Below are 24,533 nucleotides of genomic sequence, written 5' to 3'. Positions count from 1 at the left end.
GCACCAGCCTACGTCGGAGCTAGGCGGCGACGACCTCCACGCCGTGCCAGAAGGCGACGTGGCCGGCGATCTCGGTAGCCGCCTCGGAGGGCGTCGGGTAGAACCAGGCTGCGTTCGGGTTGCGCTGGCCATCGACCTCGACGTGGTAGTAGCTGGCGGTGCCCTTCCAGTGGCAGACGCTCCGGTTGCCGCTCGACGAGAAGTGCTGGTCGACGAGCGACTCGCGCGGGAAGTAGTGGTTGCCCTCGACCACGATCGTGTCGTCGGACTCCGCGATCACCGCGCCGTTCCAGATGGCCTTCATGGATTCCTCCCCGCGGGCGTCCGCCCGCATAGCTTCCGGGTGTTGGAACGCCGCGGCATCCGATTGCATTCCGATGCATGCAGCGCACTCAGGACCTTCGCAGGCGGGCCGACCGCGCCTGAACGGCGGGCGTGCGCGCCGTAGACTCGAGGGATGACACGCGCGGACCTCGGCAAGGATCCCGACCAGGTCTCGGCCATGTTCGACCGGGTCGCGGCCCGCTACGACCGCACGAACAACGTGCTCTCGGTGGGCAATGCGCCGCTGTGGCGCGTCGCCACGACGAAGGCCGTCGCGCCGAAGGCGGGGGAGCGCATCCTCGACGTCGCGGCGGGCACCGGCACGTCGAGCGCCAGCCTCGCGAAGTCCGGGGCATCCGTCGTGGCCGCCGACTTCTCGCCCGGCATGATCGAGGTCGGGCGCCGTCGTCAGGCGGGCATGCCGAACATCGTCTTCGTCGAGGCGGATGCCACGAAGCTCCCCTTCGGCGACGAGGAGTTCGACGCCGTCACGATCTCGTTCGGCCTGCGCAACGTGAACGAGCCGAAGCAGGCGCTCGCGGAGTTCTTCCGCGTCGCGAAGCCCGGCGGACGCCTGGTCATCTGCGAGTTCTCGCACCCGCCCGCAGGGGTCGTGAAGACCGGGTACCACGCGTACCAGCGCTACGTGATGCCGTCGCTCGTGAAGCTGTCGAGCTCGAACGACACCGCCTACGAGTACCTCAACGAGTCGATCAACGCGTGGCCCGACCAGCGCACGCTCGCCGGCTGGATCCGCGACGCGGGATGGGTCGACGTCGAGTGGCGCAACCTCTCGATGGGCATCGTCGCGCTGCACCGGGCACGCAAGCCGTTCGCTTGAGTAGCGCCGGCGCCATCGCCCGAACGGCGAGTCGCGGGGCATCCGCTCGCCGTCATCGACACGGCTCACAGGAACCGCACCGGTAGGCTGGGGAACGTGAAACCGAGCAGTCCGGTCGCCCGACGCGGCTCCGCGCTCGCCGCGAATCTCGGCTTGAGCGAGCGGGTCTTCGCGTCATCCGCCGACCGGGCCATGGCGCGTGCGATCGACGACGGCATCGAGCGCGTCGAGGCCGGCCTCCTGCGCGAGGTGAGCTTCGCCGACTCGATCGCGGACGTCTCGACGCGCTACCTGCTCGAGGCGGGCGGCAAGCGCGTACGTCCGATGCTGACGCTGCTCACGGCGCAGCTCGGGGCGGGCGTCACCGACGACGTCGTCACCGCGGCCGAGGCCATCGAGATCACGCACCTCGGCTCGCTGTACCACGACGACGTCATGGACGACTCGGAGCGCCGCCGCGGCGTGCCGAGCGCGCAGACGGTGTGGGGCAACTCGGTCGCGATCCTCACGGGCGACCTGCTGTTCGCCCGCGCGAGCCAGCTCATGGCGAGCCTCGGCGAGCGGGCGATCCGCATGCAGGCCGACACGTTCGAGCGGCTCGTGCTCGGCCAGCTGCACGAGACGGTCGGGCCCACCAACGGCGACGACCCGATCGCGCACTACATCCAGGTGCTCGCCGACAAGACCGGCTCCCTCATCGCGGCGGCTGCGCAGTCGGGGGTCGTGTTCTCCGGCGCCGACCCCGCCTTCGAGAAGCCGATCGTCGAGTTCGGCGAGAAGATCGGCGTGGCGTTCCAGCTCATCGACGATGTCATCGACCTCTCGCCGCAGCCCGAGGAGACCGGCAAGGTTCCGGGCACCGACCTGCGCGCCGGGGTGGTCACGCTGCCGCTGCTGCGTCTCGATGAGCTCGCACGCACGGATGCCGCATCCGCCGACCTGCTGCGCCGCATCAAGCGCGACGTGGTGACCGTCGCCGAGCCCGCCACCGCGTTCGACCCGCACGACACGAACACGCAGGCCGCGCGCATCGTGCCGTCCCGTCGATCCGTGGACGCGATCGTGGCCGAGCTGCGCGAGCACGAGGCCACGCGCGCTACGCTCGCTGAGGCCCACCGGTGGGCGCGCGAGGCCGTGGATGCGCTCGCGCCGCTGCCCGAGGGCAGCGTGAAGAAGGCGCTCACGCGATTCGCCGAGACGATCGTGGAGCGACAGAGCTGATCGACAGCCAGACCTGATGGAGAGACCACGCCCGTGACGAGGAACAAGCTGCGACTCGCGATCGTCGGAGCCGGCCCCGCCGGCATCTACGCCGCCGACATCCTGCTGAAGGCCGAGCGGAACTTCGACGTCTCGATCGACCTCTTCGACCATCTGCCCGCGCCCTACGGACTCGTGCGCTACGGGGTCGCGCCCGACCACCCCCGCATCAAGGGCATCATCACCGCCCTGCGGGAGGTGCTCGACCGCGGCGACATCCGCATCTTCGGCAACGTGCGGTTCGGCACCGACATCACGCTCGACGACCTCAAGCACCACTACAACGCGGTGATCTTCGCGACCGGCGCCGTGCGCGACGCGTCGCTGAACGTGCCGGGCCACGAGCTCGACGGATCGTACGGCGCCGCGGACTTCGTCGCCTGGTACGACGGGCACCCCGACTTCCCGCGCACGTGGCCGCTCGAGGCGAAGGAGGTCGCGGTCATCGGGAACGGCAACGTCGCGCTCGACGTCGCCCGCGTGCTCGCCAAGCACGTCGAGGACCTCATGCCCACCGAGATCCCCGCGAACGTCGCGGCCGGCCTCGCCGCGTCGCCCGTGACCGACGTGCACATCTTCGGCCGCCGCGGCCCGACGTCGGTGAAGTTCACCCCGCTCGAACTTCGCGAGCTCGGTGAGCTGCGCGACGTCGACATGATCCTCTACGACGAGGACTTCGACTACGACGACGCGGCCCGTGCCGCCGTCTCGGGCAACAAGCAGGTCTTCGTCATCGACAAGGTGCTCAACCAGTGGCGCCAGCGCGAGGTCGGCCAGGCGTCGCGCCGGCTGCACCTGCACTTCTTCGCGAAGCCGCTCGAGATCCTCGGCAACGGCGACGGTGGCGTCGGCGGCATCCGCTGGGAGCGCACCGCTCCCGACGGCGCGGGCGGCGTCGTCGGAACCGGTGAGGTCCGCGAGCTGCCCGTGCAGGCGGTGTACCGCGCGGTCGGCTACTTCGGCTCGCCGCTGCCCGGCATCCCCTTCGACAAGCGGTTCGGGGTCATCCCGAACCACGAGGGCCAAGTGCTGATGCGCGACAAGGAGACGGGCGAGGCCCGCCAGATGTACGGCGTCTACGCCACCGGGTGGATCAAGCGCGGACCGGTCGGCCTCATCGGGCACACGAAGTCCGACGCGATGGAGACCATCAAGCACGTCATCAATGACCTCGGCAACTGGTGGCGGCCCGAGTCGCCCTCGGAGGAGTCGGTGATCGAGCTCCTCGAGTCGCGCGGCATCGAGTGGACCGACCTCGACGGCTGGCACCGCCTCGACGAGCACGAGCTCGCGCTCGGCGCAGCAGAGGGTCGGGCGCGCGTGAAGGTCGTGCCCCGCGACGAGATGGTCACGATCTCGCGCGACGAGCTCGCGAGCTAGCCGCGTTCGCGGGTTGAGGAGCGCCCGGCGCAGCCGGACCCCCGCTGGTTGAGGAGCGCCCGGCGCAGCCGGACGCGTCTCGAAACCGCGCCCCCGGGACCTACGACTGATGCCCGACCGGCGGCTCGCCGACGAACTGGTGCGCCTCCCGGGCCAGCTCCGACCAGAGCTGCAGGTCGGCGACCCGCACCCAGTTGCGGCTGTCGCCACCCTTCGTCGAATGGAACGCCATGGCGATCCCGCGCTTCTGCAGGTCGGTCGAGCGTGACTCGGGCAGCTCGACCACGAGGTCCTCGCCGTCGAGGAACGCGAACAGCCGGCCCTTCACGAGCAGCCCGTCGGGCGTCAGGTCGACGTCGTAGTCCTCGTCCATGAGCAGCTCGCGCGTGACCGCTTCGTACGTGAGCTCAACCTCGCTGGCCATCTCGCCCCCTTCGCGTCGTCACCCCACTGTGTCAGCCCACGCGCCCGCTGTCGATGCGTCGAGCCGCTACGCTGCACATCATGCCGCTCGAGACCGTGACCATCGCCGTGGTCGCGGCCATCGTGGGGGCCGCCCTCGGATGGTGGCCGCTCGCTGCCTGGACCCAGCGTTCGACCCAGGGCGAGCCGATGCCGCTGCGCACCGTCCGCATCGCCGGCGCCGTGATCACCGCCGTCACGTTCGGTGCGCTCGCGCTGCGGTTCGGGCTCGCGTGGATCCTGCCTGCTCTGCTCGTGTTCGCCGCCGCATCCACGGTGCTCGCCCTCGTCGACCTCGCCGAGAAGCGGCTCCCGAATGCGGTCATCTTCCCGACGCTCGGGGTCGTCGGGGTCATGCTCGTGCCGCCTACTTGGGTGTCGGGGGAGTGGATCCCGCTGCTCTGGGCGGTTGCCGGGTCGGCTGGGATGTTCGTCGTCTACTTCGTGCTCGCGCTCATCTCGCCCTCGTCGATGGGCATGGGGGACGTGAAGCTCGCCCTCGTGATCGGGCTGCTGCTCGGGTGGTTCGGGCTGAACGCGTGGTTGATCGGATTGCTCGCCGCATTCGTGGTCGGCGGGCTGGTAGCCATCGTCGCGCTGATCTTGCGGCGTGTGACGCTGCGTGGATCGATCCCGTTCGGGCCCTCGATGCTCGCCGGCGCCCTGATCGCGCTGTTGTTCGTCGGCCCTTGAACCCGCTTGCAGATTCGTCGTGTCAACCCCCTTGGGGTACACGAACGTACCCCCAGAGCGGGGGACCGACAAACGATGAACCCCTGATTTTCCGGGCTTCCTGATAGGTCCGTGTGCTGCAAACGCTCTCACACCCCCAAACGGGGGCATGGCTCACCATGCATACGCACGGTTACCTTCAATCAGCCTTCAGTACCCGCTGAGGCACAGCACCACCCTTAAACCCGAAGGATCCTGCAATGCTCAAGGCATACTCGCGCCTGCAGGCGCGCATCAACTCCCTCCGCAGCGAAGACGAGGGCGCGACCGCGACCGAGTACGCCCTCGTGCTCGGCCTCGTCGCCATCGCGCTCGTCGTCGCCGCCGTCGCCCTCACCCCGATCCTCGACACCTTCGTCGCGAAGATCGGTACGTGGATGAACGGCCGGACGGTCGGCTGAGTCATCGCATAACTGCGGTTCGCGGGGTTCGGGAAGCATTGGCATCCCGAACCCCCATCGGCCGTAAGGGGTGAATCTTGCTTAGACGAGAACGCGAGCGGGGTGCCGCCGCGGTCGAGTTCGCCCTGGTCTTCCCGCTCGTGATCATGCTGTTGATCACGGTGATCGAGTTCTCTCGACTGTGGAACATTCAGGCGACGTTGGCCGACGGAGCACGGATTTCGGCGCGCTACGCGGCTGTGCATCACAAGGATGCCGACGTGGTGACGCAGGCGAAGGCGCAGGCAACGGCGATCCCCGGCATGGTCGACTGGTCGGCGGCGAGCATCGACGTGGTGGTGAACTGCGGCACCGGAGGCTACGTGACCTCGGACATCAGCGTCTCGCCTGGGTCCATCACGGAATGGTTCGGGTCGGTCCTGAACAGCCCCATCGAATTGAGCGCCACAGGGAAGATGCCATGCGAGGGATAGCTGAACGGTTGCGGGCACTCGCCCGGGATGAGCGTGGCGCGAACGCCGTGCTCATCGTGTTCTTGCTCGTTCCGATGATGGGGTTCGGGGCGTTGGCGCTCGATATCTCCGCCCAGCACGCAGAGCGGACGCAGCTGCAGAACGCAGCCGACGCCGCAGCGCTTGCGGTTGCGCAGTCGTGTGGCACCAACGAGAGCACCTGCAATGCCTCCGCACCCGCGACCGCGTCCTCGTTCGTCTCGGGCAATGCCGGAATCCCGGTCTCGGGTGCTGCGGCTATCGACAACCTCGATCTTGCGAACAACCGGGTGACGGTCTCTGCGACCGCCGAGTTCCCACACTTCCTCCAGTCCATCATCAACGGCGACGATTCGACGACGGTGCGGGCGGGCGCGACGGCCGAATGGGAGATGGGAACCGCTGCCACCGTCGTTCCGTTCGCGATCGGCGAGTGCGCAGTGCCGACGGGCACCGGCCCGATCAAGTGGATCCCGATCGACAACGAGCCGTGTCCAGGGTCGGTTCCCGGAGGATTCGGCTGGCTCGACGATGGGAAGCCGTCCTGCATCAAGGACGTGACGCTCCTGGAGTTCACGACCATCACGACCGGCAACACCGGCAAGTGCACGATCACGAACGAAGAGTTGGCGGCTGCGGCCACCCAGATCGGGTGCAACCTCTCGACGATCCCGAACAAGTACAAGACGAACTTCGAGAAGCTCTTCTATTGCTTCGTCGGTCGCACGCTCCTCGTCCCGGTGTACTCGCTCGCGAGTGTCTGCCCGGGCCCAGCGCCGGCCGGCAAGGCGTACTGCATCTCGAAGTTCGCCGCGTTCGAGATCATGGGCGTGCACGTCAAGAACACCGGCGGCAACCAGATCGACGAATGCAAGTCGGGCTACAAATGCACGATGCCGAAGGACTGGGGCTCCCTCGGGTTCGAGGGTCGCTTCATCAAGTACATCACCGCGGATGACTCGTGGGTGCTCGCGCCTCCGAAACCCACCATCCGCCTGATCGGCTGACGTCCGCCAGTCCCTACCCCACGCGAGTCATCGCGTCGCACCACCCAAGGACCTGAAATGAAGACCCGAATCATCGGGGCGATCGTCGCCCTCATCCTCGCCGCGGTCGGCGCATTCGTGCTCGTCACGTACGTTCGAGGTTCCGATGCGCGTGCCGCCGAAGGCGTCGAGCTGACGGACGTGTACATCGTCCAGGACGTCATTCCCAAGGGCACTGCCGGGGACGCCGTCCAGGACTACGTTCGCCTCGACAGCGTCCAGGCTCGGAACCTCGTCGATGGCGCGATCACGGATCCCGCTGGCCTCGAGGAACTCACCGGCCTCGTCGCCGATGCCGACGTCCTTCCCGGAGAACAGCTGCTCTCGGCGCGTTTCGTCGACCCCGCTGAACTGGCGGCCCGCGGCGACGTGACCATCCCGCCGGGAATGCAACTCGTCTCGTTCACCCTTCCGGCCGACCGCGTCGTCGGGGGTCAGGTACGGGCAGGCGACTACATCGGGCTGGTCGGCACGGTGGACCCCGATGAGATCGGCGATGCCGAGGACGTGATCAACCCGGTGACGAGCTTCGCATTCCATGGCGTGCTCGTCACGAAGGTGCAGGGCGTCGTCGTTGCCGATCCGGATTCGGGTGAGACCGAGGAACAGAGTTCCCAGGACGCCATCATGGTCACGATCGCGTTGTCTGCCCCGGACATCGAGCGTTGGGTGTGGTTCGCCGAGGGCGAGTCGGCCGACTACGCGCAGATGTGGCTCACGCTCGAGAACGACCAGACCGACAACAGCGGGACCCGACCCGTCGACGGAAACAACGCCTGGCAGTGACCCCCTTCCTGCTCGTCAGCCGATCGGCCGAGTACGAGTCCCGGATGCGGGGCCTGCTCGGCGATCGGCTTGCCGTCGTCGCGGGCGAGTTCCTCACCTTCGGCGTGGGGGCGGTCATCGACCGCATCGACGATTCACCTCGCATCGCCCTGCTCGGCCCCGTCCTGAACTTCGAGGAGACCCGCGGGCTCGCGCGTGAGCTCACGCACCGTCATCCCGACATCGGGCTCGTCGTCGTCCGTGAACAGCGCTCTGATCTCGAGGACTGGGTCGACGAGCTGGCGCTCCACGCCGTGCTGAGCCCACTCGCGACCGACGAGACGACTATTGAGCTCATCGATCGGCTGTCGACCTGGTTGGTCGCCAACGGCCGCGCGGACGAGCAGGACTTCGAGGTCGCTGACGACGAATCCGTCGAGACCCCCGACGAAGTCCTGGCAGCGCTGGTGTCGGCGCCGTTCGTGCCGACTGGCGATGATGTCGTCGAAGATGCGCCGGCCGACACGGAATCGGCCGAACTCCTCGAGCGGGAGGTTCCATTCGACCAGCTCACGCAGGCGCCGCCCGCTCAGGAGTGGGAGTTCCCGCCGCTCGAATCAGGCGTGCCGAGCGAGGCCATCGCCGTGGTCGCTCCCAAAGGTGGCCAGGGCAAGACCACCATTGCGATCAACCTGGCGACGGGACTCGCCGAGGTGGCGCCGAACTCAGTCGTGCTGGTCGATGCGGACCTGCAGTTCGGCGACATCACGGCGGCGCTCGGCCTCACTCCCGAGAGCACTATCGTCGAGGCGGCGAGCGACGCCGCCGCCGACGAGCTCGTCCTGAAGACCGCGCTCACCCATCACGAGGACGGCTTCTTCGTGGTGGCGAGCGCGCCGTCCCCCGAGATGGGGGATGCCATCGCGGCTTCAGCGCTGGGGGTACTCGTCGAGCGCCTGCGCACGACCTTCCGGTACGTCATCGTCGACACCACGCCCGGTCTTCCCGAGCACACACTCGCTCTGCTCGAGCACGTCACCGATGCGATCTTCGTGACGAACATGGGCGTGCCGGCTTTGCGGGCGATGCGCACCGAGTTCGAGCTGCTGCGAACCCTCCAGCTCATGCCCGCCAATCGCCACGTCGTGCTCAACCAGACCGACCGGCAGAGCGGGCTCACCGTGCGCGACGCGGAGAACATCATCGGTTCGCCGGTCGACGTAGAGGTGCCGAAGTCGTCGGCAGTACTGCTGGCGAGCAACCGGGGTGTCCCGCTGATTCACGACGATGTCCGCGACCCTGCAGCCAAAGCCATCCGAACGATCGTCATGCGCATCGCGCCGGACGCCTACCCCAAGCGCACCAAGATCCACAGAAGGAAGCGCTCGAATGAACCTGAATGACCGATTGAATGCGCTCCGCAACCCGCAGGCTGCACCGACCGCGGTCGAACCGCCCGTCGCGACGCTCGCGGACATCGCTCCGGTCGAGCCGGAGACCGTCGACGTGGAAATGTCCGCCGAAGCGCTCTTCCACGCTCCGCCCACGGTGCCCGTGGTCGCTCCCATCGCGCCGGTGGCTCAGCCGTTGGTCAGGCATTCCGCCGCCGTGGACCCGCTCGCCTCAGTCAAGGAGAAGGCCGCCCAGGAACTCTTCGTGCGCATCGGTACGAGGCTGAACGATGCGACACTGACCGAGGAGCAGCTCCACCTGCTCGCCCGGGCGGAGCTCGCCGAGATCGTGGCTGCCGAGCAGCTCGCCCTCTCCACCGCCGAACGCAACCGGCTCATCGACGACATCGGCGCCGATGTGCTCGGATACGGTCCCTTGGAGCCACTGCTCGAGGACGACTCGGTCAGCGAGATCATGGTGAACCGGTACGACCAGATCTACGTGGAGCGATACGGCCGCCTGGTCGAGACGCCGCACCGATTCACCGGAGAGGCCCAGTTGCGTCGGGTCATCGAGCGAATCGTCTCGCGCGTGGGCCGGCGCATCGACGAGTCGTCGCCGCTCGTCGACGCGCGCCTCGAAGACGGATCGCGTGTGAACGCGATCATCCCCCCGCTCGCGGTCAACGGCTCATCTCTCACCATCCGGAAGTTCGCCGGCACCCCGTACACGGTCGAAGACCTCATCGGGTTCGGAACGCTCACGCGCGAGGTCGCCACGGTGCTCGACGCCGCTGTTCGGGCGAAGATGAACATCCTGGTCTCCGGCGGTACCGGCACCGGTAAGACCACGCTCCTCAATGTGCTCTCCGCCTTCATCCCGAGCGACGAGCGCATCATCACGATCGAGGACGCGGTCGAACTGCAGCTGCAGCAGGAGCACGTCGTGCGCCTCGAGTCGCGCCCGGCGAACATCGAAGGCCGAGGCGAGATCACGATCCGCGACCTGGTCCGCAACTCGCTGCGCATGCGACCCGACCGCATCGTCGTCGGCGAGGTCCGTGGTGCGGAGAGCCTCGACATGCTCCAGGCGATGAACACCGGCCATGAGGGATCGATCTCGACGCTGCACGCGAACTCGCCGCGCGACGCGGTGAGCCGCATGGAGACGCTCGTGCTCATGGCCGGGATGGACCTGCCGCTGCGCGCGATCCGAGAGCAGATCTCGTCGGCCATCGACATCATCGTGCAGATCACCCGCCACAAGGACGGCGTCCGCCGCGTCACGCACATCACCGAGGTGCACGGCATGGAGGGTGAGATCATCACCCTGCAGGACGCGTTCACGTTCGACTACTCGCCCGGATACGACGAGGACGGCCGCCTGCGCGGCACGATCCAGCCGACCGGCGTGCGTCCGCGATTCGCCGAACGGATCGCGGATCACGGCATCCCGCTGCCGGTCGCGCTGTTCCAGCCCGATCTCAACGGACTGCTCGGGGAGATCCGATGAATCCCGTCATCCTGATCAGTGGGCTCATGGTCTGCCTGCTCGCGGGCCTGGTGATCGTCTTCTTCATCGTCGCGCCGCCCGGCCCGCGGGTCGCGGCAGATCGTCGACGTGCGCCCGGAGTAGAGCACGTCTCTGCGCTCTCCAAGGTGACCCAACGGACCACCGCCGCCGTCGACAGTGCCGTCTCGAAGCGGTCGGGGCGCATGTTCGGACCCGAGGCGCTCGAGATGGCCGGGATCAAGTCCGAGCCGGGCGGCTTCGTCGTCATGGTCGCCTCCGCGGCGAGCGTCCTCGCGCTCATCGGCGTGCTGCTGGGTTTCGCGAACGGAACCTCGCTGCTCTGGGGCGTGCTCTTCGCAGTGCTCACGCCCATCGGCGCAAAGGTGATCCTCAACATGCGAACCTCGCGGCGACGCGCGAGGTTCGCCGACCAGGTCGATGACACCGTGCAGCTGATGGCCGGTGGGCTTCGTGCAGGCCACGGGCTCTCACGTACTGTCGGCGCCGTCGCGAACGACGCCGAGAGCCCGACCAGTGAGGAGCTCGCCCGCGTCGTCAACGAGACCCGCCTGGGCCGCAATCTCGCCGAGTCACTTGCGGTGACAGCGCAGCGCATGCAGAGTGACGACTTCGAATGGGTCGCGCAGGCCGTCGCGATCAATCAGGAGACTGGCGGCAACCTCGCGGAGGTGCTCGACCAGGTCGGCAAGACGATTCGCGAACGCAACGAGATCCGCCGGCAGGTGAAGGCGCTCAGCGCGGAGGGTCGGCTCTCGGCCATCGTGCTCGTGGCTCTCCCGATCGTGGTCTTCCTGTTCCTCCTGATCGTGCAGCCGACGTACTTCAGCGTCTTCTTCACGCATCCGCTCGGAATCGTCGCTCTGGTGGTCGCGGTCATCCTCCTCATCATCGGCACGATCTGGGTGTCGTTCACGGTGCGGGTGAAGTTCTGATGGATCTCGCCTGGGTCATCTACGTCGCCATCGGCCTGACTGCGCTCGGGATCGGCGTGTTCGTCTTCCTGCTGTTCCCCGGCCCCCGCGCCGCCTCGGAGCCCGAGGTGGCCGGCGAGGTGCATCCGACGCTCGGCCGCGTGCAGAGCGCCAGCTTCGGGACTTCGATCCTCGCCGCGGCACCACGCGGCTACATCGGCTGGCTCGAGAAGCAGGTGATCTTCGCCGGCCGGCCGGTCGGGTGGACGGTCTCGAAGATCGTCACGTGGAAGGTCGTCCTCGTCGTCTTCGGAACGATCGTCGGGCTGCTGTTCGTCTTCGCCGGCGGACCTCAGCCTCTGAAGATCCTGCTGGCCATCGGCGGGACGACGCTCCTCTTCTTCCTGCCCGACGTGCTCATCAACAGCCGCGCGCACGATCGCCAGCAGGCGATCAAGTTGGCGTTGCCCGACACGCTCGACCAGATGACGATCGCCGTCGAAGCTGGTCTGGGGTTCGACGCAGCAATGGCGAAGGCCGCGCGGAATGGGAAGGGCCCCCTCGCGGAGGAGCTCATCCGCGTGTTGCAGGACATGAGCATCGGACGAACGCGACGCGACTCATTCACCGAGCTCGAGCATCGCACGAACGTCGAGGACCTCCGCCGCTTCATCCGCGCGGTGATCCAGGCCGACCAGTACGGTGTCGCCATCGGTGACGTGCTGCGCGTGCAGGCCGGCGAGATGCGGCTCAAGCGGCGCCAGCGCGCTGAGGAGCAGGCGATGAAGGTCGCAGTGAAGATCATCTTCCCGCTGGTCTTCTGCCTCCTGCCCGTGCTGTTCATCGTGCTGCTGACGCCCGCGGCGATCAACATGATCAACACCTTCAGCGGGTTCTGACCCTCCACCGGCGCCGCGGCATCCGCGTTCTCTAGGCTGGAAGCACGACCTTGGGGGAGGTGCCGTGGCCGAGCAGGAGCACGCCGGTCTGAACGCGCCAGCGCCGAGCGCAGCCGTGCCGAGCGCGTCCCAAGAGCGCGCGGACCCCGAGCTCTGGCGCCCCGACATCCTGGGCGACGGGTTCGAGCAGCTCACGCTGCCGCTCGGCAGCGACGACGAGGGCGAGGTCGTCGCGACGCTCGTGCGGCATCGGCCGGCCCGGCGGTTCGCGTGGCCGTGGGAGCGGCGGGGCGCGGCATCCGGCTGCGACGTGCTCTACGTGCACGGCTGGAGCGACTACTTCTTCAACCGCGAGCTCGCCGCGTTCTGGTCGTCGGCGGGTGCGCGGTTCTTCGCGCTCGACCTGCGCAAGTACGGGCGCAGCCTCCGGCCCGGGCAGACGCCGGGCTTCATCACCGACCTGGCCGCGTACGACGACGACCTCGAGGCGGCGCTCACGGCGATGGGCCACGGCACGGATGCCGCGGCATCCGCTCGCCGTCTGATTCTGCTGGGCCACTCGACCGGCGGGCTCACCCTGAGCCTGTGGGCGTCCCGGCGTCCCGGGCGGGCGGCGGCCCTGGTGCTGAACAGCCCGTGGCTCGAGTTCCAGCTGAGCCGTGCCGGGCGCGAGGCGATCACGCCGATGATCGCGTGGGGTGCACGCCTGAACCCGATGGGTCCGATGCCGAACGTCGACCTCGGGTTCTACACGCGGACGGTGGCGAAGGAGCTCGACGGCGAGTGGGAGTACGACCACGCCTGGCGGCCCGACCGCGGGTTCACGACGCATCCGGCCTGGCTCACCGCGATCCTCGCGGGGCATGCGACCGTCGCGGCGGGCATCGACGTCGGAGCGCCCGTGCTGACGCTGCTGTCGGCCCGGTCGACGATCCAGGCGAAGTGGGATGAAGCGATGCTCACGACCGACATCGTGCTCGTGGTCGACGACATCGCCGATCGCACGCTGAGGCTCGGCCCCGAGGTGACCGTCGCGCGGATCGACGGGGCCATGCACGACGTGTTCCTGTCGCGCGAGCCGGCTCGCGCGGCCGCCTACGCCGCGATCACCCGCTGGCTCGAGGGGTATGCGCCGCGCAACTGACGAGCCCCGGAGTCACGGGCGAGACGAGGCATATCTGAGGAATCCTCACCCGAACTGGGGACTACTCGGGGCGAGTACGCAGGCGTAGCTTCGCTCAAAAGGACCGGACCGGGCGACCCGACGTCGATCATCGACGACCCGGTCAGCGGTTGCGGTCGCGAGTGCAAATCATCGGGTCGATCGAGTAGTGCGCGAGGAACTCGTGAAGAGGAACCCGATCCATCGCGGATCAACCGATGTGCGATCGTCGCTGAGCATGGCGATCGCTGCGGTGGCGTCCTCCTTCCTCCTCGTCGCGACGCTCGCAGGATGCACGGTGTCGGGTTCACCGTCCGTCCCGCTCGCGACCGAGCCGCCCCGCACCACAGCCGTTCCCGCGCCTGACGACACCACGATCGACGATGTCATCGAGGAGGCGCCCCCGGCACCGGTAGAAGAGGCAGAGCTGGACGACACCGTCACGCTCGACACCGGAGTCCGGGTCTCGGTCACCGAGATCTCGGGCATCACGGTCGAGGCCGAGACGCCCGGCGAGATCGCCGGGCCCGCGGTCGCTGCGACCATCCGGTTCGAGAACGCGTCGGGCAAGCCGCTCGACCTCGGCGGGGCGATGATCTCGCTCGTCGATGCCGCAGGAAACGTCGCGACCCCCACGACGTCTTCCCCCGCGGCACCGACGAGCGGGACGCTCGACGACGGCGGCACCGCCGAAGGCGTCTACGTGTTCCGGATGCCGCAGGGCACCCGGGACACGATCACATTGACGGTCGACTACGCGGCGGGTGCGCCGATCGTGGTCTTCCACGGTTCGGTGTCGTAACGCGCCGAGGGATACGAGGAGAGGCACCATGCAAGGGGCGTCCTGGCACCGGAGCGTACTGGCCATGTTCACGACGGCGGTCGTCGTGACGGGAGGGGTGCTGCTCGGCTTCGCGAGTTCCGCCACCGCCATTCCGGGCGGACCCGCACCCATCGAGCAGCGCAACGCCAACACGGTCACGGCCGACCCGCTGCCCACGGTGCAGATCGACTCGGGCGTCGTCTGGACGCAGGAGGTCGTCGGCAACACGGTGTACGCGGGCGGAAGCTTCACGAACGCGCGCCCGGCCGGCGCCGCGCAGGGGACCAACCTCATCCCGCGCAGCAACATCCTCGCGTACAACCTCACCACCGGCGTGATCACCTCGTTCGCGCCGCAGATCAACGGCGAGGTGAAGACCATCAAGGCCTCGCCCGACGGCAGTCGCATCTACGTGGGCGGCAGCTTCAACAACGTGAACGGGCAGACTCGGTTCAACATCGCCGCGTTCGACGTCGCGACCGGCAACCTGAGCACCACGTTCAAGCCGGCCGTCGGCGGCTCGTACGTCAACTCCATCGAGGTCACGAGCACCGCCGTGTACGCAGGCGGGCTCATCGGCGCCGGCGCCGGCGTCACCCGAAAGAACCTCGTGGCGTTCAACACCGCCGGAGCCCTGCTCGGATGGGCTCCCACGACCGACCTGCAGGTCGACACGATGGTGCTCACCCCGAACGACGACAAGCTGATCGTCGCGGGGCGGTTCGGGACGGTCAACAACGTCGCGCAGCGCGGACTCGCCGCACTCGACCTCAGCTCGGGCGCGATCCTGCCCTGGATCGCCCCCTCGGTCGTGCAGAACGGCGTCGCCGTCGGCGTCTCGGGCGCCGGCAAGGCCGGGATCTGGGAGCTCGAGGCAGACGCGAACGCGATCTACGGCACCGGCTGGGTCTACTCGAACAAGACCGTCGGCAACCTCGAGGGCCTGTTCTCGGCAGCGCCCGGCGACGGCGCGATCCGCTGGATCGCCGATTGCCACGGCGACCACTACGGCGTGTACTCCGACGGAACCAACGTCTACTCGACCGGGCACGAGCATGCCTGCGAGACGGCGAACGGCATGATCCAGGGGCAGCCCGCCCCGGGCAACATGCGCAACGCCTCCGTCATGACGGCGGCTCCGAAGGGCACGCTCCTGCGCACCTTCAACGTGAGCAGCATCTACGCCGACTGGAGCGGGTACCCCGCCCCGGCGTTCGTGAACTGGTACCCCGACTGGATCACCGGCGGAACCGACGGCGGGCAGGCCGGTTGGACGGCCACCGGAGCCGGCGACTACCTCCTCATCGGCGGCGAGCAGGCCTACGTGAACGGCCAGCGGTCGCAGGGCATCTCGCGGTTCTCGCGCAACCCGTCGACCGGCAAGAACTCCGGGCCGATGCTCTCGGGCACGGACTGGGTGCCGGCCGTGTCGTCGACGACGAGCGGCAAGGTGCGCGTGTCGATCCCGGCGAACTGGGATCGTGACGACCTGAACATCACGTACCAGCTGATCCGCAACGGCGGTGGACAGCCGGTGGCGACCACCACCGTGCAGTCGACCTACTGGAGCCAGCCGCAGGTCGTGCTGACGGACACCCAACCCGCCGGGACGAACCCGAGCTACCAGGTCGTGGCCGTCGACGGCGACGGGAACACCGCGACCAGCGACACCGCCTCGACGGCCGTGTCCGGCACGGCCGGGTCGGACTACGCCGAGACCGTGATGGACGACGGCGCCCTGCTGTACTGGCGCCTCGGTGGCACCGCGGCGCAGGGCGGGAACGACCTCGTCGGGAACAACGACGCCGTCGTGCGGTCGGGCGTGACCTCGAACTCCGCGGGCGCGCTGTCCTCGGAGCCGGGTCCGTCGTACAACTTCAACGGCACCTCGTCCAGCTTCCTCAACTCCACGAACAACATGAAGATGGGGCAGCAGTACTCGACCGAGCTCTGGTTCCGCACCAACACCACGACGGGCGGCAAGCTGATCGGATTCGGCAACTCGTCCTCCGGCAACTCGAGCTCGTACGACCGGCACGTCTACATGCGGAACGACGGACGACTGGTGTACGGCACGTACCCGGGCATCACCAAGACGATCACCAGCGCCAACGCGTACCGCGACAACGCCTGGCACCACGTCGTGGCGTCGCAGGGCTGGGACGGCATGAAGCTCTTCGTCGACGGCCAGCTCGTGGGCACCGCTCCCGAGAACACCTCGCAGGACTACATCGGGTTCTGGCGGGTCGGCGGCGACAACCTCGCGAGCTGGCCGAACCGGCCGTCGCGGGACTACTTCACCGGCCAGATCGACGAGGTCGCGGTGTACAACCGCGTGCTCACCTCGGCGGAGGTCTCGGAGCACTACCTGAAGGGCACGGGCGTCGCCGCGCCGACGGCGGCGTTCACGTTCCTCACCGATGACCTGAACGTCTCGGTGAACGGCTCCACCTCGTCGGCGCCGCCCGGACGCACCATCACCGGCTACAGCTGGAACTGGGGCGACAACACCCCGGCCGACACCGGTGTCACGGCGTCGCATCCGTACGCGAACGGCGGCACGTACACCGTGACCCTCACGGTGACCGACAGCCTCGGCCTGACGAACTCCACGTCGAAGCAGGTCACGGTGGCGCCTCCGCACGCCGATCCGACGGCCGCGTTCGGCACGCTGATCAACGGGCTGTCCGTCGACTTCGACGGCATGCAGTCGACGGCGGCGGATGGCGCGACCATCACGTCGTGGGCCTGGGACTTCGGTGACACCGGCACGTCCACCGCGTCGCAGCCGAACCACGTCTACGGCGCCGCAGGCACGTACAACGTGACGCTGACCGTGGTCGACAGCCTCGGGGCATCCGGCACCGTGACGCAGCCCGTCACCGTCTCGGTCGCGACGGTGCTCGCCGGCGACGAGTTCGAGCGCACCTCGGCCAGCGGCTGGGGAACGGCCGACGTCGGCGGCACCTGGAGCAACGTGGCCGGCTCCTCGGTGAGCGGCGGCATGGGGCTGATGAGCCTCATGAACAGCCAGACGAGGGCCACGATCCTCTCGGGCAGCCTGCCGTCGGGCACGGACGTACGGGTGAGCGTCTCGACCGACAAGGTCGCCAACGGCGGCGGCGCGCACGTGAACGTCGCACCCCGTAAGACCGCAGGTGGCGAGTACCGGGCGAAGCTGCGGATCTCGTCGACGGGCGTCGTGAACGTCGGCGTCGCGAAGCTGGTCGGCACGACCGAGACCCTGGTCGCCAACCGGGTGCTGACGGGCTACACGCACACCGCGGGCGCCACGCTCGAGGTGCGGGTGCGCACCGTGAGCACGGGGCCCTCGACGACGGTGCAGGTGAAGGTCTGGCCCCAAGGCCAGCCGGAGCCGGTCGACTGGTACGTGAGCGCGACCGACAGCGAGGCGGGCCTGCAGGGCACGGGCCAGCTGGCGATCACGTCGTACGTCTCGGGCACCGCGACGAACGGGCCCATCGGGATCGCGTTCGACCACCTCAGCGTGGTGGCACCGAACTGAGGTGAGACCACCAGGTGGCCGATCAGCGCGGGAAGGAGAGCCAAGCCAGCGCGGGGCGGACCGGGGACATGGATGCCCGCCCCAGCGCCTGGGAGCGACGAGCCGACTCGGGGAGTGAAGGGTCGGCCAGCAGCTCGATCACCCGCGCCGCCGTCTCGGTGCCGGTGTCCTCCGCCGGCACCGAGAACGGCCAGCCGATCGCGTCGAGGAGCGGCGCGAACTTGCGCGAGTACGACATCGCGATCGCGGGCACGCCCGTCGACAGGGCGTTGAGGCAGGCGTGCATGCGCGCGCCGATGAGGACGCTCGAACCGGCGATGATCGACCGGGCGTCGTCGAGGTCGGCCGGCACGAGGAGCTCGAGGTCGCTGCCGAACTCCGCGGCGAGGGCGTCGACGGCGGGAGCGTCGTTGTCGCGATCATGCGAGTCGAGCACGTGCGGCAGCACCGCGACCGAGCGCGATCGGGACAGCAGCATCCGCACGATCGCCTGCACCGCCTCGCGGTACGCCCCCGCGTCGACGTGCGGGTTCTCCTGCCAGAGGAGCCCCGAGACGTTGAGGATCACGTCGCGCGGCGGCCCGATGCGCTCGGGCGGCGCGATGGCGAAGGCCAGGTCGCTCGTCGTCGCATCCACGGGCCGCCCGAGGGTCGCGGCCGCAGCGGCGCTGACCGGGTCGCGGGCGAACACGAGCGCCGATCGTCGCAGCGAGCGCCGGGCGAGCGCCCGGCCCCGCGTCGTCGAGAACGGGCCGATCGTCTGCGGCGCCATGACGACGGGACGCCGCGCCTGCACCGCGAACTCGTGCACCGCCGACATCACCGAGTGGCGATGGGCGCCGTAGAGGTCCGAGAAGCTGTCGCCCGAGCGGGTGTCCCAGACCAGGTCGAACCCCTCGAGCCAACACTTCATGCCCAGGCGCCCGGTGACGCGCTCGCGCACGAGCGAGCGGACCTGGCCCCACGGAACCTGGGGCGGGCGCGACGTGAAGTCGGCGAACTCGAACTTCGCCCCGGGCCAGACGGTGCGGATGAGGTCGCGGCTGCCGCGTGCCAGGGCCCGGACCCCGAGGTTCGGGGACCGCTCGTCGGCCCACAACACGAGTACACGCATCGATCTCCCGTCGGCACGGCGCCGGCGCTGCCTCCGATCCTAGGCCCCGCGTCGACGTCCGCGGCCGGGCCGCGTCGAGGGGCGGTGGCGTGGTGAACCTCGCCGACGGAATCGACCTGCGCACGGTGCTCCTGGGATTCGCGGCCCTCGGCGCACTCGCAACGGCGTGGTACGTCGCGCGCTCGGCGCCGCGGCTCGTCGTCGCCGCGTGGGCCGCCGTGTGCTTCCTCGTGCCGATCTGGGTCGGCGTGCAGGCCGGGGTGTACTGGTCGGCCGTCACCGCGGGCACCATCATCGCGCTCGCCGCGTGGACGACCGCCACGCTCAGGTTCTCCTACATGGACGTGCTCGTGGTCGGGTTCGTGGTGCTCGTGATCGCGGCGTACGTCGTCGGCGGGTCCACCTGGGGACACGTGCTGATCGTGCTCTTCGGCTGGCTCGTGCCCTACGCCTGGGGTCGCGTCGTGCTCGCACGGGTCGACGCCTCGTGGCTGTACGGATGCCTCGCGGCCGCCGCCATCGTCGCCGCCGTGCTCGGCATCGTCGAGTTCGCCACGGGCTTCAACCCGTTCGTCGGCATCTCCATGCCGAACGGCGCATGGCGCACCTGGCACGAGCTGCAGCCCAGGGGCGGGTTCATCCGCGCTGAGGGCGCGTTCGGACACTCGATCGCGTTCTCGAGCGCACTGGCGATGAGCTCGGTCTTCGTGCTCGTGGCCAGGTGGCCGGTCTGGGCGCGGATCGCCGGACTCGCGGCGATCATCACCGCCGTCGGCATGAGCTTCAGCCGCATCGGGCTCATCACCCTCACGATCACCCTCGTGCTCGCGGTGCTGCTGCTCGGGCGCTGGGTCGGTCGCACCCTGCGGCTCAGCGTCGTCGCGCTCCTCGTCGCCGCGGCGGCCATCATCGGACCCCTCATCGGCGACGTCTTCACGGCGGCGGGGGAGGAGGCCGGCGGCAGTGCGGAGTACCGCTCGGACCTCGCGAGCCTCATCGGCGACATGCGGCCGCTGGGCATCACCGACGGCTGGACGGTGCTCCCGTCGGGCGAGACCTATTACGGCTCGTTCCAGTCGATCGACAGCGAGCTGGTGCTGACGGGCCTGCGCTTCGGCCTGCTTCCGCTGCTCGTGCTCGTCGCCGCGATCCTCGTGTGCGTCGTCAGCCTGCTCCGCGGCCGGGCCACGCCCGCGTCGGTGGCCGTCGCCGCACAGGTTCCGGCGTTCGCCACCGTCGCGCTCATCACGCAGTACGGCTTCCTCGTGTGGTTCGTCGCCGGCCTGGCGGTGGCCGCCTACGAAGCCGAGGAACCCTCGGATAATGAGGATGCCTCGGATACACTCGAGGCAGCCGACAGCATCTCTCAGCCGGGCAACGTGAGCTCCGCCCCCAGCGGAGTCCGAAGAGAGCGAGTGTGAAGGCCGTGAGCAGCACGACGAGCACCACGAGCACCATGACCGTGGCGCGCGCGATCGGCGTGCTGCGCAAGCGGTGGTACCTCGTGCTCGCCGCGACGCTCGTCGGCGGGGCCGCGGCCTTCGCGGCATCCAGCACCGTGACGCCCATCTTCCACTCGACCGCGTCGCTGTACTTCTCGCTGACGACGGCCTCGAGCGGCTCGGACATCAACCAGGGGTCGGCGTACACGCAGGCGCAGATGCTCTCGTTCGCGCGGCTCGCGACCTCGGCCGAAGTCCTCCAGCCGGTCGCCCGGGAACTCGACGGCGACCTCACGACGGCGCAGCTGCGCCGCATGATGACCGTGACGATCCCGCAGAACACGGTGATCCTCGACGTGCGGGTCGGCTCCACCGATCCCGAACGCGCCGCGCGCATCGCGAACGCGGTTTCGGACTCGCTCATCGACGCCGTCGACGAGGTCGCACCCGAGGCATCCGACGGCGCGACGACCGTGACGGCGACGGCCATCGACCCCGCGACGCCCGCCGCGTTCCAGAGCTCGCCGAACAAGCAGCAGGACGCGGTGCTCGGCGCGATCGTCGGGTTCCTCCTCTCGTCGGTCGCCATCGTGCTCATGAGCGCGCTCGACACGCGCGTGCGCTCGGAGGCGACGCTGAAGGACATCACCGACCTGCCCGTCCTCGGCTCGATCGAGCAGACGCCGGCGTCGTCCGACCCGAGGCCGATCTCCATCCGGCAGCCGAACGGGAGCGCCGCCGAGGCGTTCCGGCAGGTGCGCTCGGGCCTGCGGTTCGCGTCGGCGAGCCACGAGACGCGCAGCCTCGCGATCACCTCGTCGGTGCCCGGAGAGGGCAAGACCTGGCTCTCGGCGAACCTCGCCTACGTGCTCGCCGAGACCGGGCGGCGCGTGCTGCTCATCGACGCCGATCTCCGCAAGCCCCGCGTCGCCGACTCCTTCGGGATCGTCGGGTCGGTCGGGCTCACGACGGTGCTCATCGACGCGATCCCGCTGCGGAGCGCCGTGCAGCAGTGGCCGCGGTCGTCGCTCGAGATCCTGCCGTCGGGCGCCGTGCCGCCGAACCCCGCCGAGCTGCTCGCGTCGGATCGCATGAAGGAGCTCATCGGGGAGCTCGTCGACGAGTACGAGCTCGTCGTCATCGACACGGCCCCGGTGCAGGTGGTCGCCGACGCCACGATGATCTCGCAGCAGGTGGACGCCGTGCTCATCGTCGCCGACACCACGAAGGTGCGGCGCGCTCAGCTCGCCGCGACGATCGCCGTGCTCGAGCGCACCGACGCGCACATCTCGGGCGTCGTGCTGAACCGGGTCAAGCCGCGGCCGCGCCACGACTACTACTACGTCAGCGACGACGAGGAGCCGAAGGCGCCCACGATCGTGCGGCACCGGAGCCGGGCGACGAGCCCGCCGGCCCACGAGGCGGAGCCCGTTGAGCCGAAGTGATCCCGTGCTGGTCGCCGTCACGGGCCGCTACCACGGGCTCGGGAACCGCATGCGGGTGGTGCTCGGCGCGCGGTCGCTCGCCGAGTACGAGGGGCGGTCGTTCGCGTACGTCTGGCCGACGGGGCACGAGTTCGGCGCGCGGCTCGACGAGCTGTGGGAGTTCGACGCCCCGCGGTGGTCGGAGGCACGCTCCCGTGCGCTCGCGGCCGTCTCCCCGTACCGCGACGGGAGCCTGGTCTGGCTCGACGACGAGGCGCTGCGCGAAGGGGTCTGGCAGATCCGCACGCCCCACGCGCTGGCGCTGCCGGCGGGGGCGGCCGACTGGACCGCGGCACTGCGCGAGCTCGCGCCGGTGCCGGAGGTCCGGGAGCGGATCGCGGCGCTCGCCGCGGCATCCGACAGCCGGCCCTACCTCGGCGTCATGATCCGCGCGCACACGATCGCGCACGATGCGACGCTGCGCGAGTCGCCCGTCGAGTGGTACCTCGATCGCATCGCCGAGATCCGCGCCGCGCGGCCCGACCTCGGGCTCTACGTGGCCGCCGACACGGATGCCGCGTTCGAGCGCGTCGCCGAGCGGTTCCCCGACTGCGCGGGGCAGACGGGCAAGGGCCCCTACAACAGTCGGTCGGCCTTGCAGGCCGCGGTGGCCGACCTCTACCTGCTCGCCGGTTCGTGCCACATCCTCGGGCCGCACTACTCGAGCTTCCCCGAGCTCGCCCGGCACCTCTCCGACGACGCGATCGCGCTCGAGACGTCGACCTCGGCGCCCGAGACGCGGTTCGAGGCGCAGGGGCTCAGCTCCGGGCCGGCGCCGGGAGACGACACTGCGGCCCGGGCTTGAGCGCCCGGGCCGCAGTGTCGGAGGGGAGAACCCCTACTTCAGGAGCGTCTGCACGACGGCCTTGCCGGTCGCCTCCCAGACGTTGCCCGACTGCTGGGGCGTGTTCATGTCGGGTGCGAGGATGCCGCAGCCGCCGAACACCCGGTCGGGGCCGAACGTGTTGTCCGTCACCGAGAAGCCGCCGATCGGAGCGGGCGTCCGGGCGATGTTCACGGTGCAGCCACCGTTGTTGAAGTAGTTCCCGGAGATGCGCACGTTGCCGAGCGCGGCCTTGCTCGTGTTCTGCGTGATCTGGATGGCGGCGTTGTGCGCGCCCTCCATTCGGTTTCCGACGACCGTGATGTCGTTGCCCGCCTCGATCTGCAGCGAGTCGCTGTGGCTCGGCGTGCCGTTCCACAGCGGGTCCTGCTCGTAGTGGTCGTTGTCGTGCAGCCACGAGTCGCGGATCTCGACGTCGCCGCCGGTCACGTGGATCGGGTCGATGACGTTCGAGATGTCGACGCGCAGCGCCGTGAACGCGCTGCCGAAGATGCCGTTGAGGTACGGCGACTTCACGGCCGCGTCGATCTCCGAGTCCTGGATCGTGAACGGCAGGCCCGAGCGGATGTTCGAGACGAGGCCGGTGCTGCCGGTGACCGCCCGGCCGACGATGCGCGAGTTCTTGATCACGACGTCGGGCGCGCTGATGATGAGCAGGCCGCGGATCTCGAGGCCGTCGATGACCGCGCCGGGCGTGGTCACGTTGAGGTCGCCCTCGTGCACCGTGAGCTTGGTGCCCGCGGGGACACCCGTCGTCTCGGCGCTCGGGAACTCGCCGGGTGCCGGTGCCGGGTTGGACGGCGCGGGCGCCGGAGTCGGCTCCGGGGTCGGCGCGGGCGTCGGGGTCGGGGTGGGCGTGGGAGTCGGCGTCGGGGTGGGCGTGGGGGTCGGCGTCGGCGTGGGAGTCGGCGTCGGGTTCGTCGTCGCGGCGGCGACCGACTCGACCTTCGCGGGTGCGATGGCGAGCTCCTTGGACGACGTCGAGAGGTAGCCCCATCCGGCCGCGGTGCCGGCGCGCTTGACGGCCGACGAGGTCGAGTCGGTGGCCGTGAGCACGAGCGGGGTGCCGATGCCGACCGAGACCGTCGCGCGCAGGTTCACGCTCGTGGTGCCGGTGGCCTGGAGCTTGATCGAGAACGCCGCGCCCTTCGTGGCCTTCGTCGAGACGGTCTTGCGCGAGGTCAGGACGGTCTCGGTCGACTTGCCGTTGGCCGTGACGACCTTGCGGATCGTCGCCTGAACGCTGCCGTCCGCGTAGGTGTGGGTGTGGGCGAGGTAGTACGTGCCTTCGGCCTCGCGCACGCGGACGCCGGTGTACAGGCCGCCGTTCGAAGGCAGCGCGGCGAACTTCGTCGTGAGGGTCGCGGTGCCGTCGGTCCACGAGCCGCCGGCGCGCGTGAGGTACGACGAACCGGGCTTGAGCGACGTGGAGACGGAGGAGATGGTCGACGCCGTCGCGGGGGCGACGGCGGTCAGGGCGGCGATCGGGGCGATCGCGAGTGAGGCGGTGATGACGGTTGCGAGTAGGAGCTTCTTCTTCGTGATCTTCATTCCGTGGTTTCTGCGATCGTGTCGGCGAGCGACGGCTGGGGATGGCCGTCGCTCGTCGCCGACTGCTGGCCCCCGAGCGGGGGGAGGTCCCGAGGGATAGTACACGGGGAATCTGAAGATAACGAACTTGGCTCAGCTTTTCGGGAGGTC

Annotated in this window: 22 protein-coding genes; 18 read left to right on the top strand and 4 right to left on the bottom strand. The window is 69.2% G+C overall.

Annotated features, from left to right (window positions below; all coding sequences use genetic code 11):
- Positions 1 to 19 precede the first annotated feature (19 nt).
- Positions 20 to 304, bottom strand: coding sequence for a DUF427 domain-containing protein (locus ACWGO8_RS05870; RefSeq protein WP_376955688.1), 285 nt, complete (start codon positions 302 to 304; stop codon positions 20 to 22).
- A 153-nt stretch (positions 305 to 457) separates the two neighbouring features.
- Here ACWGO8_RS05870 and ACWGO8_RS05865 point away from each other — a divergent pair, with 153 nt between their 5' ends.
- The 3 genes from ACWGO8_RS05865 (at position 458) to ACWGO8_RS05855 (ending at position 3,805) form a co-directional block, all read left to right on the top strand.
- Positions 458 to 1,165, top strand: a complete 708-nt coding sequence (locus ACWGO8_RS05865) for a class I SAM-dependent methyltransferase (protein WP_452042168.1) — start codon at positions 458 to 460, stop codon at positions 1,163 to 1,165.
- 96 nt (positions 1,166 to 1,261) lie between these two features.
- A complete protein-coding gene (locus tag ACWGO8_RS05860; protein ID WP_452042167.1) occupies positions 1,262 to 2,386 on the top strand; it encodes a polyprenyl synthetase family protein in 1,125 nt (374 codons plus the stop codon).
- Between the two features lie 33 nt (positions 2,387 to 2,419).
- Positions 2,420 to 3,805 carry an FAD-dependent oxidoreductase gene (locus ACWGO8_RS05855; protein ID WP_452042166.1) on the top strand — a complete coding sequence of 462 codons (1,386 nt, stop codon included), beginning with the start codon at positions 2,420 to 2,422 and terminating at the stop codon, positions 3,803 to 3,805.
- A gap of 100 nt (positions 3,806 to 3,905) precedes the next feature.
- Here the strand turns inward: ACWGO8_RS05855 and ACWGO8_RS05850 are convergent, their stop codons facing one another.
- Complete coding sequence (locus tag ACWGO8_RS05850) at positions 3,906 to 4,229, bottom strand: hypothetical protein (protein ID WP_452042165.1); 324 nt, start codon at positions 4,227 to 4,229, stop codon at positions 3,906 to 3,908.
- A gap of 80 nt (positions 4,230 to 4,309) precedes the next feature.
- Between ACWGO8_RS05850 and ACWGO8_RS05845 the strand changes: the two genes are divergently transcribed.
- The 12 genes from ACWGO8_RS05845 to ACWGO8_RS05790 all read left to right on the top strand — a co-directional run bounded on the left by ACWGO8_RS05845 (position 4,310) and on the right by ACWGO8_RS05790 (position 17,948).
- The gene (locus ACWGO8_RS05845) at positions 4,310 to 4,960 is read left to right on the top strand and encodes a prepilin peptidase (protein ID WP_452042164.1); all 651 of its coding nucleotides are present in this window, start codon (positions 4,310 to 4,312) and stop codon (positions 4,958 to 4,960) included.
- Positions 4,961 to 5,199: 239 nt separating this feature from the next.
- A complete protein-coding gene (locus tag ACWGO8_RS05840) occupies positions 5,200 to 5,400 on the top strand; it encodes a Flp family type IVb pilin (RefSeq protein ID WP_452042163.1) in 201 nt (66 codons plus the stop codon).
- 77 nt (positions 5,401 to 5,477) lie between these two features.
- Complete coding sequence (locus ACWGO8_RS05835) at positions 5,478 to 5,873, top strand: TadE/TadG family type IV pilus assembly protein (protein ID WP_452042162.1); 396 nt, start codon at positions 5,478 to 5,480, stop codon at positions 5,871 to 5,873.
- Positions 5,804 to 6,898: a pilus assembly protein TadG-related protein gene (locus tag ACWGO8_RS05830; protein WP_452042161.1), complete on the top strand. Its 1,095-nt coding sequence runs from the start codon at positions 5,804 to 5,806 to the stop codon at positions 6,896 to 6,898. Before ACWGO8_RS05835 ends, ACWGO8_RS05830 begins: the two co-directional genes overlap by 70 nt.
- Before the next feature lie 117 nt (positions 6,899 to 7,015).
- Positions 7,016 to 7,723, top strand: coding sequence for a Flp pilus assembly protein CpaB (gene cpaB, locus ACWGO8_RS05825; protein WP_452042160.1), 708 nt, complete (start codon positions 7,016 to 7,018; stop codon positions 7,721 to 7,723).
- Positions 7,720 to 9,105: an AAA family ATPase gene (locus tag ACWGO8_RS05820; protein WP_452042159.1), complete on the top strand. Its 1,386-nt coding sequence runs from the start codon at positions 7,720 to 7,722 to the stop codon at positions 9,103 to 9,105. The genes cpaB and ACWGO8_RS05820 overlap by 4 nt, the downstream gene beginning before the upstream one ends.
- Positions 9,092 to 10,606: a CpaF family protein gene (locus tag ACWGO8_RS05815; protein ID WP_452042158.1), complete on the top strand. Its 1,515-nt coding sequence runs from the start codon at positions 9,092 to 9,094 to the stop codon at positions 10,604 to 10,606. Before ACWGO8_RS05820 ends, ACWGO8_RS05815 begins: the two co-directional genes overlap by 14 nt.
- Entirely contained in the window at positions 10,603 to 11,559 is a 957-nt protein-coding gene (locus ACWGO8_RS05810; RefSeq protein WP_452042157.1) for a type II secretion system F family protein, read from the top strand. Before ACWGO8_RS05815 ends, ACWGO8_RS05810 begins: the two co-directional genes overlap by 4 nt.
- A complete protein-coding gene (locus tag ACWGO8_RS05805) occupies positions 11,559 to 12,437 on the top strand; it encodes a type II secretion system F family protein (RefSeq protein WP_452042156.1) in 879 nt (292 codons plus the stop codon). Before ACWGO8_RS05810 ends, ACWGO8_RS05805 begins: the two co-directional genes overlap by 1 nt.
- Before the next feature lie 115 nt (positions 12,438 to 12,552).
- Positions 12,553 to 13,581, top strand: a complete 1,029-nt coding sequence (locus ACWGO8_RS05800) for an alpha/beta hydrolase (protein ID WP_452043522.1) — start codon at positions 12,553 to 12,555, stop codon at positions 13,579 to 13,581.
- Between the two features lie 256 nt (positions 13,582 to 13,837).
- Entirely contained in the window at positions 13,838 to 14,401 is a 564-nt protein-coding gene (locus ACWGO8_RS05795) for a DUF4352 domain-containing protein (protein ID WP_376955704.1), read from the top strand.
- 64 nt (positions 14,402 to 14,465) lie between these two features.
- Positions 14,466 to 17,948, top strand: coding sequence for a PKD domain-containing protein (locus ACWGO8_RS05790; RefSeq protein WP_452042155.1), 3,483 nt, complete (start codon positions 14,466 to 14,468; stop codon positions 17,946 to 17,948).
- Between the two features lie 22 nt (positions 17,949 to 17,970).
- On the opposite strand, the gene ACWGO8_RS05785 is transcribed toward ACWGO8_RS05790, so the two are convergent.
- Complete coding sequence (locus ACWGO8_RS05785; protein WP_452042154.1) at positions 17,971 to 19,062, bottom strand: polysaccharide pyruvyl transferase family protein; 1,092 nt, start codon at positions 19,060 to 19,062, stop codon at positions 17,971 to 17,973.
- 89 nt (positions 19,063 to 19,151) lie between these two features.
- Between ACWGO8_RS05785 and ACWGO8_RS05780 the strand changes: the two genes are divergently transcribed.
- Genes ACWGO8_RS05780 through ACWGO8_RS05770 form a run of 3 tightly spaced genes read left to right on the top strand, consistent with a single transcriptional unit; the run spans position 19,152 to position 22,793 of the window.
- Complete coding sequence (locus ACWGO8_RS05780) at positions 19,152 to 20,483, top strand: hypothetical protein (protein ID WP_452042153.1); 1,332 nt, start codon at positions 19,152 to 19,154, stop codon at positions 20,481 to 20,483.
- A gap of 5 nt (positions 20,484 to 20,488) precedes the next feature.
- The gene (locus tag ACWGO8_RS05775; RefSeq protein WP_452042152.1) at positions 20,489 to 21,949 is read left to right on the top strand and encodes a polysaccharide biosynthesis tyrosine autokinase; all 1,461 of its coding nucleotides are present in this window, start codon (positions 20,489 to 20,491) and stop codon (positions 21,947 to 21,949) included.
- Positions 21,936 to 22,793 (top strand): hypothetical protein, encoded by an 858-nt coding sequence (locus ACWGO8_RS05770; RefSeq protein ID WP_452042151.1) that lies wholly within the window; start codon positions 21,936 to 21,938, stop codon positions 22,791 to 22,793. The genes ACWGO8_RS05775 and ACWGO8_RS05770 overlap by 14 nt, the downstream gene beginning before the upstream one ends.
- Positions 22,794 to 22,826: 33 nt before the next feature.
- On the opposite strand, the gene ACWGO8_RS05765 is transcribed toward ACWGO8_RS05770, so the two are convergent.
- Complete coding sequence (locus tag ACWGO8_RS05765) at positions 22,827 to 24,383, bottom strand: hypothetical protein (RefSeq protein WP_452042150.1); 1,557 nt, start codon at positions 24,381 to 24,383, stop codon at positions 22,827 to 22,829.
- Positions 24,384 to 24,533: the final 150 nt, after the last annotated feature.

The organism is Agromyces sp. NPDC055661, from assembly GCF_053618135.1.
The sequence above is the reverse complement of the archived record's forward strand: the minus strand, read 5'-3'. Positions and strand labels throughout refer to the sequence as shown.

Excerpts from the sequence above, each read along its gene's own strand:
- ACWGO8_RS05830 (WP_452042161.1), top strand. The coding sequence starts at position 5,804 with ATGGTTCGGGTCGGTCCTGAACAGCCCCATCGAATTGAGCGCCACAGG.
- ACWGO8_RS05850 (WP_452042165.1), bottom strand. The coding sequence starts at position 4,229 with ATGGCCAGCGAGGTTGAGCTCACGTACGAAGCGGTCACGCGCGAGCTG.
- ACWGO8_RS05815 (WP_452042158.1), top strand. The coding sequence starts at position 9,092 with ATGAACCTGAATGACCGATTGAATGCGCTCCGCAACCCGCAGGCTGCA.
- ACWGO8_RS05865 (WP_452042168.1), top strand. The coding sequence starts at position 458 with ATGACACGCGCGGACCTCGGCAAGGATCCCGACCAGGTCTCGGCCATG.
- ACWGO8_RS05785 (WP_452042154.1), bottom strand. The coding sequence starts at position 19,062 with ATGCGTGTACTCGTGTTGTGGGCCGACGAGCGGTCCCCGAACCTCGGG.
- ACWGO8_RS05870 (WP_376955688.1), bottom strand. The coding sequence starts at position 304 with ATGAAGGCCATCTGGAACGGCGCGGTGATCGCGGAGTCCGACGACACG.
- ACWGO8_RS05795 (WP_376955704.1), top strand. The coding sequence starts at position 13,838 with ATGGCGATCGCTGCGGTGGCGTCCTCCTTCCTCCTCGTCGCGACGCTC.
- ACWGO8_RS05805 (WP_452042156.1), top strand. The coding sequence starts at position 11,559 with ATGGATCTCGCCTGGGTCATCTACGTCGCCATCGGCCTGACTGCGCTC.
- ACWGO8_RS05790 (WP_452042155.1), top strand. The coding sequence starts at position 14,466 with ATGTTCACGACGGCGGTCGTCGTGACGGGAGGGGTGCTGCTCGGCTTC.
- ACWGO8_RS05810 (WP_452042157.1), top strand. The coding sequence starts at position 10,603 with ATGAATCCCGTCATCCTGATCAGTGGGCTCATGGTCTGCCTGCTCGCG.
- ACWGO8_RS05840 (WP_452042163.1), top strand. The coding sequence starts at position 5,200 with ATGCTCAAGGCATACTCGCGCCTGCAGGCGCGCATCAACTCCCTCCGC.
- ACWGO8_RS05845 (WP_452042164.1), top strand. The coding sequence starts at position 4,310 with ATGCCGCTCGAGACCGTGACCATCGCCGTGGTCGCGGCCATCGTGGGG.
- ACWGO8_RS05765 (WP_452042150.1), bottom strand. The coding sequence starts at position 24,383 with ATGAAGATCACGAAGAAGAAGCTCCTACTCGCAACCGTCATCACCGCC.